Annotated in this window: 17 protein-coding genes and 1 riboswitch; of the genes, 6 read left to right on the top strand and 11 right to left on the bottom strand. The window is 60.6% G+C overall.

Annotated elements, in window-relative coordinates; genetic code table 11:
- Window positions 1–101: 101 nt before the first annotated feature.
- A complete protein-coding gene (locus tag AC1D13_RS13850; protein WP_457281913.1) occupies window positions 102–659 on the bottom strand; it encodes a TMEM165/GDT1 family protein in 558 nt (185 codons plus the stop codon).
- Window positions 649–851, bottom strand: a riboswitch (yybP-ykoY riboswitch). (Overlaps the previous gene by 11 nt.)
- Before the next feature lie 159 nt (window positions 852–1,010).
- Between AC1D13_RS13850 and AC1D13_RS13845 the strand changes: the two genes are divergently transcribed.
- The 4 genes from AC1D13_RS13845 (at window position 1,011) to AC1D13_RS13830 (ending at window position 4,334) form a co-directional block, all read left to right on the top strand.
- A complete protein-coding gene (locus AC1D13_RS13845; RefSeq protein WP_477689726.1) occupies window positions 1,011–2,213 on the top strand; it encodes an ammonium transporter in 1,203 nt (400 codons plus the stop codon).
- Window positions 2,214–2,391: 178 nt separating this feature from the next.
- Window positions 2,392–2,958 carry a sigma-70 family RNA polymerase sigma factor gene (locus AC1D13_RS13840; RefSeq protein ID WP_477689725.1) on the top strand — a complete coding sequence of 189 codons (567 nt, stop codon included), beginning with the start codon at window positions 2,392–2,394 and terminating at the stop codon, window positions 2,956–2,958.
- A 17-nt stretch (window positions 2,959–2,975) separates the two neighbouring features.
- Window positions 2,976–3,227: a zf-HC2 domain-containing protein gene (locus AC1D13_RS13835; RefSeq protein ID WP_477670440.1), complete on the top strand. Its 252-nt coding sequence runs from the start codon at window positions 2,976–2,978 to the stop codon at window positions 3,225–3,227.
- A gap of 639 nt (window positions 3,228–3,866) precedes the next feature.
- Window positions 3,867–4,334 carry an RNA recognition motif domain-containing protein gene (locus AC1D13_RS13830; protein WP_457281904.1) on the top strand — a complete coding sequence of 156 codons (468 nt, stop codon included), beginning with the start codon at window positions 3,867–3,869 and terminating at the stop codon, window positions 4,332–4,334.
- Between the two features lie 151 nt (window positions 4,335–4,485).
- On the opposite strand, the gene AC1D13_RS13825 is transcribed toward AC1D13_RS13830, so the two are convergent.
- The 4 genes from AC1D13_RS13825 to AC1D13_RS13810 all read right to left on the bottom strand — a co-directional run bounded on the left by AC1D13_RS13825 (window position 4,486) and on the right by AC1D13_RS13810 (window position 7,664).
- On the bottom strand, window positions 4,486–5,262 hold the full coding sequence (locus AC1D13_RS13825; RefSeq protein WP_457281903.1) for an SDR family oxidoreductase: 777 nt from the start codon (window positions 5,260–5,262) through the stop codon (window positions 4,486–4,488).
- A 31-nt stretch (window positions 5,263–5,293) separates the two neighbouring features.
- Window positions 5,294–5,959 (bottom strand): LPS export ABC transporter periplasmic protein LptC, encoded by a 666-nt coding sequence (gene lptC / locus AC1D13_RS13820; protein ID WP_457282087.1) that lies wholly within the window; start codon window positions 5,957–5,959, stop codon window positions 5,294–5,296.
- 77 nt (window positions 5,960–6,036) lie between these two features.
- Window positions 6,037–6,633, bottom strand: a complete 597-nt coding sequence (locus tag AC1D13_RS13815; protein ID WP_457281902.1) for a KdsC family phosphatase — start codon at window positions 6,631–6,633, stop codon at window positions 6,037–6,039.
- 38 nt (window positions 6,634–6,671) lie between these two features.
- On the bottom strand, window positions 6,672–7,664 hold the full coding sequence (locus tag AC1D13_RS13810) for a KpsF/GutQ family sugar-phosphate isomerase (RefSeq protein WP_477689724.1): 993 nt from the start codon (window positions 7,662–7,664) through the stop codon (window positions 6,672–6,674).
- Window positions 7,665–7,780: 116 nt separating this feature from the next.
- Here AC1D13_RS13810 and AC1D13_RS13805 point away from each other — a divergent pair, with 116 nt between their 5' ends.
- Together AC1D13_RS13805 and AC1D13_RS13800 are read left to right on the top strand one after the other, a co-directional pair.
- A complete protein-coding gene (locus tag AC1D13_RS13805) occupies window positions 7,781–9,775 on the top strand; it encodes a cation:proton antiporter domain-containing protein (protein ID WP_457281900.1) in 1,995 nt (664 codons plus the stop codon).
- 128 nt (window positions 9,776–9,903) lie between these two features.
- Complete coding sequence (locus tag AC1D13_RS13800) at window positions 9,904–10,476, top strand: adenine phosphoribosyltransferase (RefSeq protein ID WP_477689723.1); 573 nt, start codon at window positions 9,904–9,906, stop codon at window positions 10,474–10,476.
- 126 nt (window positions 10,477–10,602) lie between these two features.
- Here the strand turns inward: AC1D13_RS13800 and AC1D13_RS13795 are convergent, their stop codons facing one another.
- The 6 genes from AC1D13_RS13795 to AC1D13_RS13770 form a co-directional block, all read right to left on the bottom strand.
- Window positions 10,603–11,379, bottom strand: coding sequence for a hypothetical protein (locus AC1D13_RS13795; protein WP_477689722.1), 777 nt, complete (start codon window positions 11,377–11,379; stop codon window positions 10,603–10,605).
- Window positions 11,380–11,627: 248 nt separating this feature from the next.
- Entirely contained in the window at window positions 11,628–12,119 is a 492-nt protein-coding gene (locus AC1D13_RS13790) for a Crp/Fnr family transcriptional regulator (protein WP_122954706.1), read from the bottom strand.
- Window positions 12,120–12,304: 185 nt separating this feature from the next.
- Window positions 12,305–13,717: a tRNA uridine-5-carboxymethylaminomethyl(34) synthesis GTPase MnmE gene (gene mnmE, locus AC1D13_RS13785; RefSeq protein WP_477689721.1), complete on the bottom strand. Its 1,413-nt coding sequence runs from the start codon at window positions 13,715–13,717 to the stop codon at window positions 12,305–12,307.
- Between the two features lie 120 nt (window positions 13,718–13,837).
- Window positions 13,838–15,565, bottom strand: coding sequence for a membrane protein insertase YidC (gene yidC / locus AC1D13_RS13780; protein ID WP_457281896.1), 1,728 nt, complete (start codon window positions 15,563–15,565; stop codon window positions 13,838–13,840).
- Window positions 15,562–15,879: a membrane protein insertion efficiency factor YidD gene (gene yidD, locus AC1D13_RS13775; protein WP_477667047.1), complete on the bottom strand. Its 318-nt coding sequence runs from the start codon at window positions 15,877–15,879 to the stop codon at window positions 15,562–15,564. Before yidD ends, yidC begins: the two co-directional genes overlap by 4 nt.
- On the bottom strand, window positions 15,876–16,295 hold the full coding sequence (locus tag AC1D13_RS13770) for a ribonuclease P protein component (protein WP_457281894.1): 420 nt from the start codon (window positions 16,293–16,295) through the stop codon (window positions 15,876–15,878). The genes yidD and AC1D13_RS13770 overlap by 4 nt, the downstream gene beginning before the upstream one ends.
- Window positions 16,296–16,328 lie beyond the last annotated feature (33 nt).

Genomic DNA, 16,328 nt, shown 5'->3' with positions numbered 1-16,328 from the left:
GCTAAAGCGAGTCCGGGTTTTTGGATGTCGTCTTTAGCTGTACTTTTTAAGCGCCCGCAAGCTGAGCAAATCGGCGCTGTGGACAGTATAGCAAGCCGGGGTCACATCAAAAGCGCAGCCAGGCCCAGGCCCGCAAAGATGATCGCCGACACAATGTGCACAGCGCGCAGCGGCACCAGGCGCGTGACGCGCTCACCGAGCCAGACCACCGGCGCGTTCGCCAGCATCATGCCCAGAGTGGTGCCCGCGACCACGCTGACGATGGCGTCGTAGCGCGCGGCCAGCATCACGGTGGCGATCTGTGTCTTGTCGCCCATTTCCGCCAGGAAGAAGACCAGCACGGTGGTGAAGAACACGCCGTAGCGCGGCGGCTTTTCCTCCTCGTCCGCGTCCAGCTTGTCGGGCACCAGCATCCACGCCGCCATTGCCAGAAACGAGGCGCCCAGGATCCAGCGCAGCATTTGAGGGCCGATCAGCGTGGTGACCCAGGCGCCGGCGGCGCCGGCCAATGCGTGGTTGACCAGGGTCGCGACAAAGATACCGGAGACGATGGGCCAGGGCTTCTTGAAGCGGGCAGCGAGGATAAGCGCGAGGAGTTGCGTCTTGTCGCCCATTTCGGCGAGGGCGACGATGCCCGTTGAGACGAGGAAAGCTTCCATTCAAAAAAACTCCGGCCGAAAACCCATGACTGCACGGCATCCCCGGCCTGAAGCGGAGGCTGTGCAGTCAAAGGTCTCGCGTGATCCGAAGACCGCTTGCGCCATGTCCAGAAGAACAGGTTCCAAGGACAAGTCTGTTGACGCAAGCCCCTTTCAGGATTGAAAGGCTGGCTACTCCCCAATGACAGCTTTCATTATATCGGCGGGCGTCCAAGCGCTTTCAGACTGAAATGGTGCGCACAGTTGTTCGCTCGCACACTTGAGGCGCATTTCTTGCTTGTATTTGGTGCGATTATGGGAATTTCTCTGGAATCGCACCAATAAATAGCAATTTCATTTGAAGAGGGACTTATGGAAGCACTAAAACAGGGCTCAGATGCCTTGTTCATCCTGCTGGGCGGCATCATGGTGCTCGCCATGCACGCCGGTTTTGCCTTTCTGGAACTGGGCACGGTTCGCAAAAAGAACCAGGTCAATGCCCTGGTCAAGATCCTGGTGGACTTCTCGGTATCCACCGTGGTGTATTTCATGGTGGGCTATGGCGTAGCCTACGGCACCCATTTTTTCGTTGGCGCAGAGCAATTGGCGGCCAAAAACGGCTATGAGCTGGTCAAGTTCTTTTTCCTGCTGACCTTTGCCGCAGCCATTCCAGCGATTATTTCGGGCGGCATCGCCGAGCGGGCGCGCTTTTATCCGCAGCTCATCGCGACCGCCGTCATCGTCGGTTTCGTCTATCCCTTCTTCGAAGGCATCGTCTGGAACCAGCACTTCGGGGTGCAGGCCTGGATCAAATCGCTGACCGGTGCGGAGTTTCATGATTTCGCGGGCTCCATCGTGGTTCACGCCGTGGGCGGCTGGCTGGCCTTGCCGGCGGTGATTTTGCTGGGCGCGCGCAGCAACCGCTACCGCAAGGACGGCGCAGTGTCGGCCCATCCGCCTTCGAACATTCCTTTTCTGGCCCTGGGTGCCTGGATCCTCACTGTGGGCTGGTTCGGCTTTAACGTGATGAGCGCACAGACCATCGACAAAATCTCCGGCCTGGTCGCCGTCAACTCCCTGATGGCCATGGTCGGCGGCACACTCGCCGCCCTGGTGTTTGGCAAGAATGACCCGGGGTTTGTGCACAACGGGCCGCTGGCCGGTCTGGTGGCGGTATGCGCAGGCTCAGACCTGATGCATCCGCTGGGCGCGCTGGTGACGGGCGGCGTCGCCGGCGGCGTGTTCGTCGTGATGTTCACGCTGACGCAGAACAAATGGAAGATTGACGACGTACTGGGCGTCTGGCCGCTGCATGGCTTGTGCGGCCTGTGGGGTGGCATCGCGGCCGGCATCTTCGGCAACCAGACCCTGGGGGGGCTGGGCGGTGTGAGCTTTGGCGCCCAGCTGCTGGGCAGCGCCATGGGCGTGGCCTGGGCGCTGCTGGCGGGCTTTGCTGTCTATGGTGTCCTCAAGTCCACGATGGGCCTCAGGCTGAGTCAGGAAGAAGAATTTGAAGGCGCTGACTTGTCTGTCCACCGCATTGGCGCCACGCCCGACCGCGAAGTCAACTGGTAGCGGCGACGCAGGCGGCGCCTCTGCTACCTATTTGATAGCTGCTTGCGCCCGTCCTTATTGGGCTTGGGGCCGTTTCTTTTAAAAATCGCGCCTGGGGCCATGGGCTTCTGGCGCCTTGGGCATAAATTTCGTCGAGTTCCGGCGCACAAGCGCCACACCTGCCGCTAGACTTTCGGCCATGCCTACTTTTGAAGAGCAGCTGGTTGAACACCGCGTCTATCTCCTTCGTTTTGCGCACCTGCAGCTGCGCAACGATGAATGGGCCGAGGACGCCGTGTCGGAAACGTTGCTGGCGGCTTTGTCCAAGCCGCAGTCTTTCGGCAACCGCTCCCAGCTCAAGACGTGGCTTGTCGGCATTCTCAAGCACAAGGTCATTGACCTGATCCGCAGCAATGCGCGCATGGTGGCGGTGCCGGACGCCCACGGCGACGAAGAGGGTGACGAGCTCGACCGGCTCTCTTTCCAGGCTGACGGGCATTTCACCGAGCCGCCCAACGACTGGGGCAATCCGGACCAGACCCTGCAGCAGGTTCAGTTCTTCCAGGTACTGGACGCATGCATGGAACGCCTGCCACCTGCACTGGGGCGGCTGTTCCTGATGCGTGAGTGGCTGGAGCTTTCCTCGCAGGAAGTCTGTAAGGAACTCTCACTGACACCGACCAACCTGTATGTCCAGTTGCATCGGGCACGCCTGCGCCTGCAGGAGTGCCTGAATATCCACTGGTTTGGCAAACTCAGCACCTGACACGGCCGGCCCTTAACGTGAAACCCAACATTACCCTGTTAAGACGCACCTGCCGGGAGGCTGCGGCATTGCTGATCGCGCGGGAAGACCGCGCACTCCGTTTGCCCGACCACATTGCGCTCAAGCTGCATCTTCTGGCCTGCGATGCCTGCCCGAAGTTTGAGAACCAGATTCTGACCATGCGCGCCGCGATGAAGCAGTGGCGCAACTATTCGGATCTTGCCGAGGCTGGCTCCACCGAATTGCCGCCCGATATTCGTCCCAAATAACGCGCCGCCGAACGAGCGAAGGCGGTCGCCATCTCATCGAATAAATATGGATTCGGATTGAATCATTGCAATTTTTTGTAACTATTTTCCTTCCGCGCGCGCGTCAACTGTCCTGCTTATGGCTTTTAACGGACACATCCTCGCTTCCAGCATCAGGGCTGTCCAGAGAGAACTTACGACTCTGATTTCTTCGCGCCGGTAGCCTCTATTCATTGGTAAGTCCATAAACAGTAGGCGCTAACTTATTAAGCAGGGCCGTAAATTCGGGCCACTAATAGCGCTTTATTGTTAAACACCCGCGTAGCTGGTGCGAAAACCTCATCCCGGGCTTTTTGTTGTGCCATCTTCAATAGAAGTGCTTTGGGTTACCCTCCGCGGCCTTCAAGTCAGCGGGCAGGTCGATACAAAAATCGTAAACAAACCCGGGAAGCCCCTGTTTATGCGGGCTTGCGAGGCCCAGGCAGTAACGCCAGCTGGTTGTCTTTTTGATAACTGACGCATAATATGCCGGTGCGAGTGTCACTATTCGCACACGTTAGGTGATCGGTCAGTTTCGCGCGCTACAGCGGTACGTATCAAGATTTGTTGTGCTTTCGGGACCCCATCGCTTTTGTTTTTGTGTTTTAGAGGAGTCCCTTCATGGGCAACAAACTTTACGTCGGCAACCTGCCGTACTCGGTCCGCGACGAAGACCTGCAACAATCTTTTGGCCAATTTGGCGCTGTCACCAGCGCTAAAGTCATGATGGAACGCGACACCGGTCGCTCCAAAGGCTTTGGCTTTGTCGAAATGGGCAGCGATGCAGAAGCCCAGGCAGCTATCAACGGCATGAACGGCCAGCCTCTGGGCGGCCGTAGCGTTGTCGTGAACGAAGCACGTCCCATGGAGGCACGTCCTCCACGTAGCGGCGGCTTCGGCGGCGGCGGTGGTGGCGGCTACGGTGGTGGTGGCGGCGACCGTTCCGGCGGTGGTGGCTACGGCGGTGGCGGCGGTGGTCGCTCCGGCGGCGGCGGTGGCGACGGCGGTTTCCGCAGCCCCTACGGCGGCGGCGGTAGCGGCGGTGGCCGTTCCGGTGGTGGCGGCGGTGGTGGACGCGGCGGCTACTAAGCCCTGCAGAACCCCCTCTTCAGCCTCTGGTTGAAGAGCGCTTAAAAGGCTTCAAGACTTCGGTTTTGAAGCCTTTTTGCTTTGTAGTGCCCAATAAATGGGCGCGAGCAGCTCCTGTTTTGATAGCGCAGCGCGCAAAGGCGCCCGGCTCTCAGCTCTCGCCCTGGCGATGCTTGCGTGCGCGGCCAGACAAAGCCTTGTCGAACACCGCATTGGGCAGCAGACGCAACAGCTTGGCCACCACACCCATTTGCCAGGGGATCACCCGGTAGCTGCACCCCGCCTGGATGGTGGCAAACGCTTTTTCGGCAAATACCTCGGCCTTCATCAGAAACGGCATGGCATAGCGGTTTTCGCGGGTCAGCGGCGTGTCGATGTAACCTGGGCAAATCGTCACCACCTTCACGCCACTGGGGCGCAGTTCCCCGCGCAGGCTTTCGCAATAGGCGATGACTGCAGCCTTGCTCGCGCAATAGGCGCCATGGCCGGGAAGGCCCCGTATGCCGGCCACGCTGCCAATACCAACCAGTGTTCCTGTGCCTCGCGAAACCATGCCGGCGATGAACGGGTGAAAGGTGGCTGCGACACCGATATTGTTGGTCGCAAAAGTCCGGGCCATGACCTCAAGGTCAGCACGCACCGCGGAGTCCATGCCGATGCTGATACCGGCATTGGCAATCACCACATCGGGCACGCCCTGCGCGGCGATGCAAGCCTCGCCGGCGGACACAATGCTGTCGATGTCGGATACGTCTGCGCCGTAGACCTGGTAGCGGCTCGCACTGATGGCATGGGTCTCGGCCCAGGCCTGGACCTCGGCGGTTCTGCGAGCAGCCAGCGCCAGCCGATAGCCTGCAGAATAAAAACGCAGTGCCAATGCCTGACCGATACCGCTGGAAGCGCCGGTGATAAATACGAGTCTGGACATGGTGGGCAGTCGTTGATTAGAGAGTGTCGCGTTAGCGGGTCGCTGGTGCGTTGCTTGCCGGATTGACGGGTGGTGCAGGCGTGAGAGTGGGCAAGGTACCAGCACCTGCAGCGCTGGCCGCGGAACGCGGGACGAGAATGCCGCGGACACGTCCCTTGAGATCGGCCACCTGGTCCAGGTTGTCGTAGGCAAAAGTGTCACCGGTGAACTGGTCGGTGCCGCGAATCAGCAGCACCGGTTTGTGCGACTTCACGCGCTCGTCATTCAGGAAGGCATGAAGAAACTCACCGCGAAATTCCATGCGCGGCGTTTCCTTCCCGTTCGCATCCTGGCTCGCCTCCCTGACCACTACCGCATTGCCCGTCAACTGCACTTCCGATCCATCACCGTTGGTGTAGGCCCGGTTGGCCGTAGCCGTCGTGATGCGCTTTTCCACATTAATGCTGCGGATGCGCACCTGGTCAATTTCCAGGATGTCGGTGTCGGCGAAATGCCGGGCCTCTGTCCCATAAATTTCGCTCTTGAGCTGGCCCCCGTCGTCAAACGTCTTGACGGTGAACTTGCGCATGAAATAGTCCACATCGTGGCTCGCCTCCCTGGCCACTTCCGGCGTGCTGAAGATCGGGGTGTTGCGCACAAGCCAGTAGGTACCCAGCGCCAGCACCCCCATCATCACCAGCGGCATGTAAATGGCCATGCTGTCCCAGACGCGCAGAAAGCGTCGCCACACATTTTTCAGGTGCAGCAGGGCGCCGCGGTTCTTCGCCGCGGTGCTCACTGGCTGTACTCCTGAAGGAGCCCGGCATAGCGTCCGCTGGCAACCAGCAGCACATCACAGAACTCGCGTGCGGCGCCATGGCCACCAGGTGCTTGTGTCACATGATGGACCATCGCACGAACCTCCGCGTGCGCGTTGATCGGCGCGCAGCTCAATGCCACACGGGACAGAACAGGCAGGTCGGGCCAGTCGTCACCCATGGCTGCGGCAGCGCTCCAGTCCAGCCCCAGGGCCTGCAGCGTGAGCTCGGCGGCCGGGCGTTTGTCCTCCGTACCGAAATGGGCATGGGTGATGCCGAGTGCCTGCAAACGTGCGCGCAGCACGTGGCTATCGCGCCCGGTGATGACGGCGGGAGTAATGCCGGCCCTCTGGAGCAACTTGAGGCCATGGCCGTCCAGCGTGTTGAACCGTTTGACGATCTCACCCGAAGCGCGATAACCACCTGACGCCACAGCCAGTTCATGGCCGTCGGGGTATTCGGAAAAATACAGGCCACCGTCCGTGAGTACGCCGTCAACGTCAAAAAATGCCACCTTGATGCCTTGCGCGCGCAGCAGCAGTTCAGGCGGAAAGCTCAGTGTTGGAGTAAGCATCTATCGTTTCACCGCAAGCCAAATAACGGGTGCAAGTGTCATATCACTTTTGCGCGCATCAGGTCGTTGGTATTCAGCGCCCCGCATAACACCCCTGCGTCGTCCACAACCAGCACGCTGGTGATGCGGTGCTGCTCCATCAATGCCACAGCCTCGACAGCCAGCGAATCCGGCTGTATCGTGCGCGGATTGGCGCGCATCACATCGCCCGCCTTGCTGCTGCGCAGGTCCACGCCTTTTTCGACCAGCCGGCGTAAATCGCCGTCGGTAAATATACCGAGCACCCGCCGGCTGCCGTCCACCACCGCAGAAGCCCCAAGTCCCTTGGCGCTCATTTCACGCATGAGATCGGTGAAGCTGGTGTCAGCCAGCACTTGCGGCACCGCATCGCCACTGCGCATCACGTCACTGACATGCGTGAGCAGCTTGCGGCCGAGCGCACCGCCCGGGTGGGAGCGGGCAAAGTCTTCTTCCTTGAAACCGCGCGCATCCAGCAGGGCGACGGCCAGCGCGTCACCCAGGGCGAGCTGCGCGGTCGTGCTGGCCGTCGGCGCCAGGTTGAGCGGACAGGCTTCCTGCGCCACGCTGCTGTCGAGCGTCACCCGTGCATGCCGGGCAAGCGTGGACTGTGCGCCCCCGGTAATTGCCACCATCGGTACGCCCTGACGGCTTAACACCGGCAGGATCATCGTCAACTCGGCACTCTCGCCGCTGTTGGAAATTGCGAGTACTACGTCGATGGCCTTGATCATGCCCAGGTCGCCGTGGCTGGCTTCAGCCGGATGCACAAACATGGCAGGTGTTCCGGTGGAGGCGAGTGTGGCGGCAATCTTGCGGCCTATATGGCCGCTTTTTCCCATGCCCATGACAACCACTCGGCCGCGGCACTGCAGCATCAACTCCACGGCCCGGGCAAACTCATCGCCCAGCCGTCCCACCAGGCCCAGCACAGCGGCGGCTTCTATTTCAAAAGTCTTCCTGGCTAGGCTCAGCACCTGTTCGGCATCAAAATTCACGGCGTCAAGGCTCATGGCTGCATTCTATAGAGGCGGGCAGGCCCCATCCTGCCGGCCTGCCGCCGCGTGAATGGGCCTTTGCCGCCTGCAAATCGTCAAGGCCATGCAATATCCTCGGCTACCATCAACGCATGAGCGCGCTTGAACTGACCCTGCTGTACCTGCTGGCTGCTGTGCTGGGTGTGGTGGCATGCCGTTCGCTCAAGCTGCCGCCCATGCTGGGTTACCTGGCGGTCGGCGTGGTCATCGGGCCCAACGCACTGGCGCTGGCGCAAAATTCCGACGGCGTCAGGCATTTGGGCGAGTTCGGCGTGGTGTTTCTGATGTTCGTGATCGGGCTTGAGTTCAACCTGCCCAAGCTGCGCTCCATGCGGCGTCACGTCTTTGGCCTGGGCCTGCTGCAAGTCACGCTGACCATCGTGCTGGCCACGGTGGGCTCGCTGTTCCTTGCCAGCATGGCCCCCGGTCTCTGGAAGATGGGCTGGCAGACCGCGCTGGCGCTGTCCGGTGCCATCGCCATGAGCAGCACCGCTATTGTGGTCAAACTGCTGTCGGAGCGACTTGAACTCGAATCCGAACACGGCAAGCGTGTCATGGGCGTGCTGTTGTTCCAGGACTTGGCCGTTGTGCCGTTGCTCGTGTTGATTCCGGCACTGGGCGCGCCCGCCGATGCGCTCCTGATGGCGCTGGCGATCGCGGGGCTGAAGGCGGCCGTGCTGGTGGGGCTGCTGCTCACCGGCGGGCAACGCATCATGCGCTGGTGGCTCACCATCGTGGCACGGCGCAAAAGCGAAGAACTGTTCGTGCTCAACCTGCTGCTGGTCACGCTGGCGCTGGCCTGGCTGACCGAGCGCGCCGGGCTGAGCCTGGCGCTGGGCGCCTTTATTGCCGGCATGCTGATCTCCGAGACGGAATACAAACACCAGGTCGAAACCGACATACGGCCCTTCCACGATGTTTTGCTGGGTCTTTTCTTCATCAGCATCGGCATGCTGCTGGACTGGCGGCTGGTGCTGGAACGATGGCCGCTGGTGCTGTTGCTGACGACGTTGCCTGTTCTCTTCAAGCTGGTGCTGGTTACCGCGCTGGCGCGTTCGCTGGGTGCAACAGCCGGCGTATCGCTGCGCACCGGCCTGTATCTTGCCCAGGCGGGCGAATTCGGCTTTGTGCTGCTGACGCTGGCCCAGCAAAGCAAGCTGGTGCCACCCGCACTGTTAAATCCCATTTTGGCCAGCATGGTGCTGTCCATGCTGGCGACGCCCTTCATCATCATGTACAGCAACCGCATTGTGATGAAGCTCGTTTCCAGCGAGTGGCTGCAGCAATCGCTGCAAATGACCACCATTGCACGCAAGTCCATCAACGCCAACAAACACGTGATCATTTGCGGCTATGGCCGCTGCGGCCAGAACCTGGGTCACATGCTGGAGCGCGAAGGCATCCAGTACATGGCGCTTGACCTCGACCCTGACCGGGTACGGCAGGCCGCAGCCGCAGGCGATTCGGTGGTGTTCGGTGATGCGGTGCGGCTCCAGGCCCTGATGGCAGCCGGGCTGGCCCGGGCCAGCGCCGTGGTGGTAACTTATCTCGACACAGCCAGCGCCCTCAAGGTGCTGGCCAACACGCGCGCCCACGCGCCGACCGTGCCGGTGATTGTGCGGACGGTAGACGACCACGACCTGGAAAAACTCCAGGCAGCCGGCGCTACAGAGGTCGTGCCAGAGGCCATCGAAGGCAGCCTGATGCTGGCCAGCCATGCGTTGGCGCTGGTAGGGGTGCCCATGCGCCGCGTGATCCGCGTCGTGCAGGATCAACGTGACGCCCGGTACAACCTGCTGCGAGGTTACTTTCGCGGTGCCGACGACGACACCGTCAACGAGCTCGAGCAGGAGCGCCTGTCAAACGTCACATTGCCGCTGGGCACCAGGTCTGCCGGAAAACCTTTGGGTGCGGTGGCACTGGGCGCCGGCGGCGTGCGTGTGGTCAGCCTGCGCCGCAGCAATGGCAAGGCAGTGGCCGCGCATGACGAAACATTGCTGGAGGGCGGGGACACGCTCGTGCTGTCAGGCAAGCCCGAGGCATTGGCCATGGCCGAAGAGAAGCTCCTGCGCGGCCGTATCAACTGAGCAGCGGGCCGCCCGTCGCAAAGAGGGGCTTCCGGGGAAACATCTCACCGCTTTGTTCGCGCCTGCAGCAGGTCGTTGTTCGTTGGCACTGACGGCACAATATGGGCGCCACCCACCTTGGACACGCCATGCCTGATCTGCACAGCCTCACTCACCAGACCGTCGGCCAGTACCTGAAGAACCATATCCGCACCGTGCCCGACTGGCCGGCCCCCGGTGTGCAGTTTCGCGACATCACACCGCTGCTGCAGAACCCCAAGGTCTTTCGCGTGCTGATCGACGCTTTTGTGCACCGCTACATGGACGGCAAGCTCCGCCCCGACATCGTGGCAGGGCTGGATGCGCGCGGGTTCATCCTTGGCGCCGTCATCGCCTATGAGTTGAATGTTGGCTTTGTGCCGATACGCAAAAAAGGCAAACTGCCCTTCACGACCGTGCAGGAAACCTATGAGCTCGAATATGGAAGCGCCACCGTGGAGCTGCACACCGATGCGGTCAAACCCGGCGACCGGGTGCTGCTGATCGACGACCTGATCGCCACAGGCGGCACCATGATGGCCGGCAAGAAACTGCTGGAGAAGTTGGGCGCCACTGTCACCGAAGGTGCGGCGATTGTTGACCTGCCGGAACTCAGTGGTTCAGAAAAACTGCGGGCAGCAGGGCTGCCGCTGTTCACCTTGATCGACTTTTCGGGGCATTGAGCCGCGGGATGCAGTTCTGGAAACTGCCCGGAGAGAGAACGGGTTCAGCTATAACTTTTATAGCTGCTTGCGCCCGCCGCTATTGGGTTTGAAGCCTATTTGTTTTAAATTTAAAGCCGGCTCGGCCTAATTCAAATCGCCATACTGCGTGCTGCTCAGCGCTGGTGACGTGCTGAATTCCGGCGGCATTTCGGTGTCTTCAAAGCCCGTCAGCAGCGTGTATGAACGTGAGCGCGGGCCGCTTTGCACTTTGACCCCTTTTTCCGGCGCGACTGCGGGGCCTTGTGCAGACGCAGCAACCAAAGCTTGTTTGAAGGCGGCAACCTCGTCGGCCTGGATAGGCTCATACCGTGGTGTTGCGGGTTTGACGGGCGCGGGCGCGCGGGTTTCTACATTGGCTTCAGCGTGTGCTACTACGGGTGCTGGTACAACAGGTGCTTGCACGGCCTGCGGTGGCGTCGGGGCCTGTTTGACAACGACCGCCATTTCCTCCAGACGCCAGTACACAGCGGGTACCGTGATCTCAAAGCGCGCTTTGGCGTGCTGTGTGATCGATGCCTCAATTCCACTCAATTGCTCGGACGTGCCGCCAAATGCTTTTGCCAGGTCCATCATGACCAGGAATTCATTGCCGCTCTGGTCGAGCGAAAGAACTTTGAATTTGTAGCTGGCCGAAAGCACGCCGGAGCGGGTCATGGCCTCACGAATTGCTACGTACAGCTGCTCGCGGCGGGCGTGACGCTTGAGCTTGCCGGAATCCGCGGGAGCAGGGTGTTCGGGGGAGAGTCGCTGGGGTACGGACGTAGCAAATTTGTCGCGTCCGACGGACGCGCGTTTTTGTTCGTCATTCGCAGCCGCGCTGGCTTGCTGCGGTTTGTCGGAAAACCAGTTTAAGAAAGACATGGGCAATGTTCTCGTGATGAATGTTGATTTTCCGTCAATGCACGGAGTGAATCTGTAAGCAATATCGCAAACGGTTCAGCTGTTGTTTAGCAGCAAATCCTGTTGCCGACTTTATCGAATCACCCATGCAACTGTCTGGTAAAAAATCACGCCCGTCACGTTTTTGAGAACGCCTGTGACGCCCAAAAGTATTACGGCAAGGAGTCAGTTGTCTGATGATGCCAGTACACCCGAGAGAGGGGCGACGCTCAGGTCACGGCGACGCGCTTGGGACGGTTATAGAGTCGCTTGGCCATGACCGACCCCATTGCCATGGTCAGCTCCAATGCAATGGGGCTGTGGCGGTTTGCCAGTTCGAGGAACCGCATCGGGGTGAGGCACCAAAGCTTGCAGGGCGTCGACGCATGGACCGTGGCACTGCGCGGCATGTGCGAGAAAAATGCGCCTTCACCAAGCACGGTACCCGCACCCACCAGTGCCATTCGCACGCGGGCCTTTTCATCTTCGTAATGAACGCTGAGCGTGCCGCTTTCCACAAAGTACAGCGTGCGGTCCAGCGCGCCCTGTTCCATCAGCACCTGACCACTGTTGAGCGCGAAAGGCTGCATGTAGCTGGCCAGGATGTCCCAATGCGGCTGGTTGAATTGACAACGCAATGCGTCACTGGCGTGGCAGTGAAGAATGGCCTGGGCAAGGCCCTGAATGTCAAAACGGATGGCGGCAGGTAATGGAGCGTTCATAGTGGGACGGAAGATACCTTCGCACTACATAGCCCGCAAGAGACGTTAACGGCCCCTTACACCTGATACAGGAAATCCGGAGTTGTAATTTCCCCCCGACAGAGCCCCATTTTTGACTGTTTTGGGGCATTTTTCGCGGCATGGAACCGCTTGTCCCCAGACAAGGCCCGCCTGTCGCCGGTTTACTACTTTCCAATACAGAATCTGGAAAAAATTTCGCCCAACAAGTCGTCCGGTGTGAACGCACCGGTGATCTCGCCGAGGTGCAGTTGCGCCTGGCGCAAATCTTCGGCCAGCAGGTCCAGGGCAGGGTGCCCCGCGCGAATCTGCGCATGGGCCCTCTTGAGTTGTTCTGCGACCTGCTGCAGGGCACGCACGTGGCGTTCGCGGGCCATGAACACACCTTCAGGGGCGGCCTGCCAGCCCACGACGTGCAGCAGTTGCTTGCGCAGCGCCTGCAGGCCGTCGCCGGTTTTGGCGGAGATCAGAACACCGCCGCTGATTGTGCCCAGCACATCCGCGTCAGCCGCGTCCGACTTGTTCCAGACATCGATGATGGGCGTGTTGCGTGGCAGCTCGCGGCTCAGTACTTCTGCGATGTGTGCGTCAGCGGCCAGGTAATCGGCGGCACGCCGGGTCAGGTCATGCAGGAAGAGCACCGCGTCGGCGCTGGCGATTTCAGCCCACGCGCGTTCAACGCCGATTTTTTCCACTTCGTCGAGCGCGTCCCGCAGGCCGGCTGTGTCCACCACGTGCAGCGGCACGCCTTCAATCTGGATCAGCTGCGAAACCTTGTCGCGTGTGGTGCCGGCAATCGGCGTGACGATGGCGAGTTCGGCGCCGGCCAGCGCATTGAGCAGCGAACTTTTGCCGGCGTTCGGCTGGCCAGCGATCACCACCTTGATGCCTTCGCGCAGCAAGGCGCCCTGCACCGCGCGCTGCATCACGCCGGCCAGCGTCACCTGCAAGCGCTCAAGCTGGCCCTGTGCGTCTGCCTTCTGCAGGAAGTCGATATCTTCCTCCGGGAAGTCCAGCGTGGCTTCGACCAGCATGCGCAGATGGATCAGCTGCTCCAGCAGCGTGTTGACCGCCAGAGAGAATTCACCCGACATTGAACGCGCGGCTGATCGTGCCGCGGTTTCAGTGCTCGCGTCGATCAGGTCGGCAATCGCCTCGGCCTGCGCCAGGTCGATCTTGTCGTTGAGGAAGGCACGTTCGGTGAACTCGCCCGGTTGCGCCACGCGCAGCCCCGGCACGGCCGCTTGGCCGGTCACCGGGTCTGGCGCCGCACCGGCCTCGAGGCATCGCGCCAGCAACAGCTGCAGCACAACAGGGCCGCCGTGCGCTTGCAGCTCCAGCACGTCTTCGCCGGTATAGGAATGAGGCGCCGGGAAATGCAGGGCGAGCCCTTGGTCGATGGCTACGCCATGCGCATCGCTGAAGGGAAGGTAGGTCGCCTGGCGCGGTTGAAGCTGGCGGCCGCAAATCGCTTCCACGACGGGCGCGATGTGCTTGCCGGACACCCGCACAATGCCCACCGCACCGCGCCCGGGCGCAGTGGCGATTGCAACGATGGGGTCGTGGTGTCGGGCCAGCATGGTGGTAGATGTTAAGGGGCAAACCAGATCTTGGCGCCTGGGTAAGGAGCGCAGCCGCGAAAGTCGGTTTCCCAAGAAAAAGGGCCGCGAAGCGGCCCAATTTTTTATTCCGTGTCCGCCTTATTTGAATTTCGGCAGGTTGAACTGCGGCGGCACGCCCATGCGCGTGTTGATCACCCACTGCTGCGCGATGGACAGAATATTGTTGGTAATCCAGTACAGCACCAGGCCAGCCGGGAAGAAGAAGAACATCACGCTGAAGATCAGCGGCATGAACCACATCAGCTTGGCTTGCATCGGATCCGGCGGGGCGGGATTGAGCGCCGTTTGCAGCATGGTGGTCAGGGTCATCACCACCGGCAGGATGAAGAACGGATCCGGCGCCGAGAGGTCATGAATCCACAAAATCCAGGGTGCACCGCGCATTTCAACGCTGGACAGCAGCACCCAGTACAGCGCGATGAACACTGGGATCTGGATCATGATGGGGAAGCAGCCACCCATTGGGTTGACTTTTTCCTCACGATAGATTTTCATCATCGCCTGCTGCATTTCCTGCGGCTTGTCTTTCAAGCGTTCACGCATTTCCATGATCTTGGGATTGATCGCCTTCATCTTGGCCATGCTGGCATACGCCTTGGCGTTGAGCCAGTAGAACGCAATCTTGAGCAGCAGCACGAGCGCCACGATGGACCAGCCCCAGTTCTGGATAAAACCGTGCAACTTGTCGAGTAGCCAATACAAGGGCTTGGCCAGGATCTTCAAGTAGCCATAGTCCTTGACCAGCTCCAGCCCGGGCGCCAAGGCTTCCAGCGACTTTTCTTCCTGCGGACCGATAAAAAAGATCGAGTCAACCGTCTTGGTTGCGCCAGGGGCAATGCTATCCAGTGGCGTAATCATGCCCACGGCATACAGATTGGTGTCCACCTTGCGGAAGAACAGGTCGCGCTTGATACCGTCACCCAGAATCCAGGCTGTGGCGAAATAGTGCTGCACCATGGCCACAAAACCGTTGGTCGCCTGTTTTTCAACATCAACCTTGCCTTTTTCGATGTCCTTGAATTCGACCTTCTGAAATTTCTGTGCTTCGGTGTAGACAGCCGGGCCGGTGAAGGTCGAGTAGAACGACGACTCGCCGGGCGGTGGGTTGCCATCACGCACGAGCTGCAGGTAAAGCTGCGGAGCGACCGCGGCTGTGCCGGTATTGACGATCTCGTGGCGCACGGCAATGTCGTAGACGCCGCGCTTGAGCGTGTAGGTCTTGACCAGCTTGACGCCGCCGACGTCGGCCGATTCGAACTTCACTTCCAACTCGTTCACGCCTTCCTTGAGCGAACGCTCACCAGGAACCGCCTTCATCGGGGTCTTGTGGGTCGGGAAGCTGCTGCCGCCCGTGGCGCCGGCGATAAGGCCGGTTTGCGCGACGTAAACACGTTTGGCGCTTTCATCCAGGAGTACAAAGCCCTCTTCCTTGTTGGCCATGTCCTTGAGCTTACTGAAGGCCGAATGCACCAGGGTGCCGCCTTCGCTGTCAAAGGTCAGCGCGAGCACGTCGGTGTTCACCAGCACGCGCTCTTTGGTCGCCGAAGTTGCGGTGGATGGTGCGCCGCCAGGCACGGCGCCTGGGGTGGCTGTTGCACCGACGGCCTGAGGCGCCGGTACCGAAGAAGCTGCTGCGCCGGTAGCGGGTGCAGAAGCGGCAGACCCAGCGGCCGGCGCCTTGGCGCTTTGCGTTGCTGACGGGAAAAAGGTCGCCTTGTGGCCGTTATAAACCTGCCATTGGTCCCACAAAAGGACCATGGAAAAACCAAAAATCACCCACAGGATGGTGCGGCGGATGTCGTTCATGACGGCGTCTTTTTAGAAGGGGTGGAGGCCACAGGGGTGGCCAGGCGGGAAAAGAGGGGAACAGGCGGCACCGGGTCGTGCCCGCCATCGCACCAGGGATGGCAGCGTACCAGCCGGCGCAAGGTGAGGTAGCTGCCGACTGTTGCGCCGTGCTGCTGCAGGGCCTGCAGTGAATAGACGGAACACGTCGGCTCAAACCGGCAGGCTGAGCCCAGCCACGGGCTGAGCAACAAACGGTAGCCTTTGACCAGGCCGATCAGCAGGGTTTGCGGCAAACGGAAAAGTGGTGCCAGCGCGGCAAAAGCGGAACTCATGGCGCCTTGGCTCCTGCCTGCATCAGCGCCAGCACTTCGGTGCGTACCGCCAGCTTGAGCTGCTCGGACGTCGCGCTGATGAATTCCTTGCGCGAAAAATCACGCCGCAAGCGGACCACAAAAGCAGCCTGAGGATACTGATGCGAAAAATCAGCGCTCACGGTGTAGATCTGTCGTTTGATGGCGTTACGTGTGACGGCGCGTTTGGCCCAGCGTTTGGGAACCATGGCCCCAAGCCAGACATCCTGTACGGGAAACAGCGGCTTTGCCGCGAGCACATCAGCCAGCTTGCCTGGCTCAGCTTGCACGGGCTTTGCGTCCAGCGCATTGCGGTGCAATGCGAAGTGCGTTGTTTTTGCAACAATGGCGCCGGCAAGAACTGCCTGGAACTGGGGTCGGGTTTGAAGCCGTTGCACGAGCGCCAGGCGTCAGTTTAAAAAACTGCGAAT

It is taken from the genome of Polaromonas sp. P1_E12, assembly GCF_056405975.1.
The sequence above is the reverse complement of the archived record's forward strand: the minus strand, read 5'-3'. Positions and strand labels throughout refer to the sequence as shown.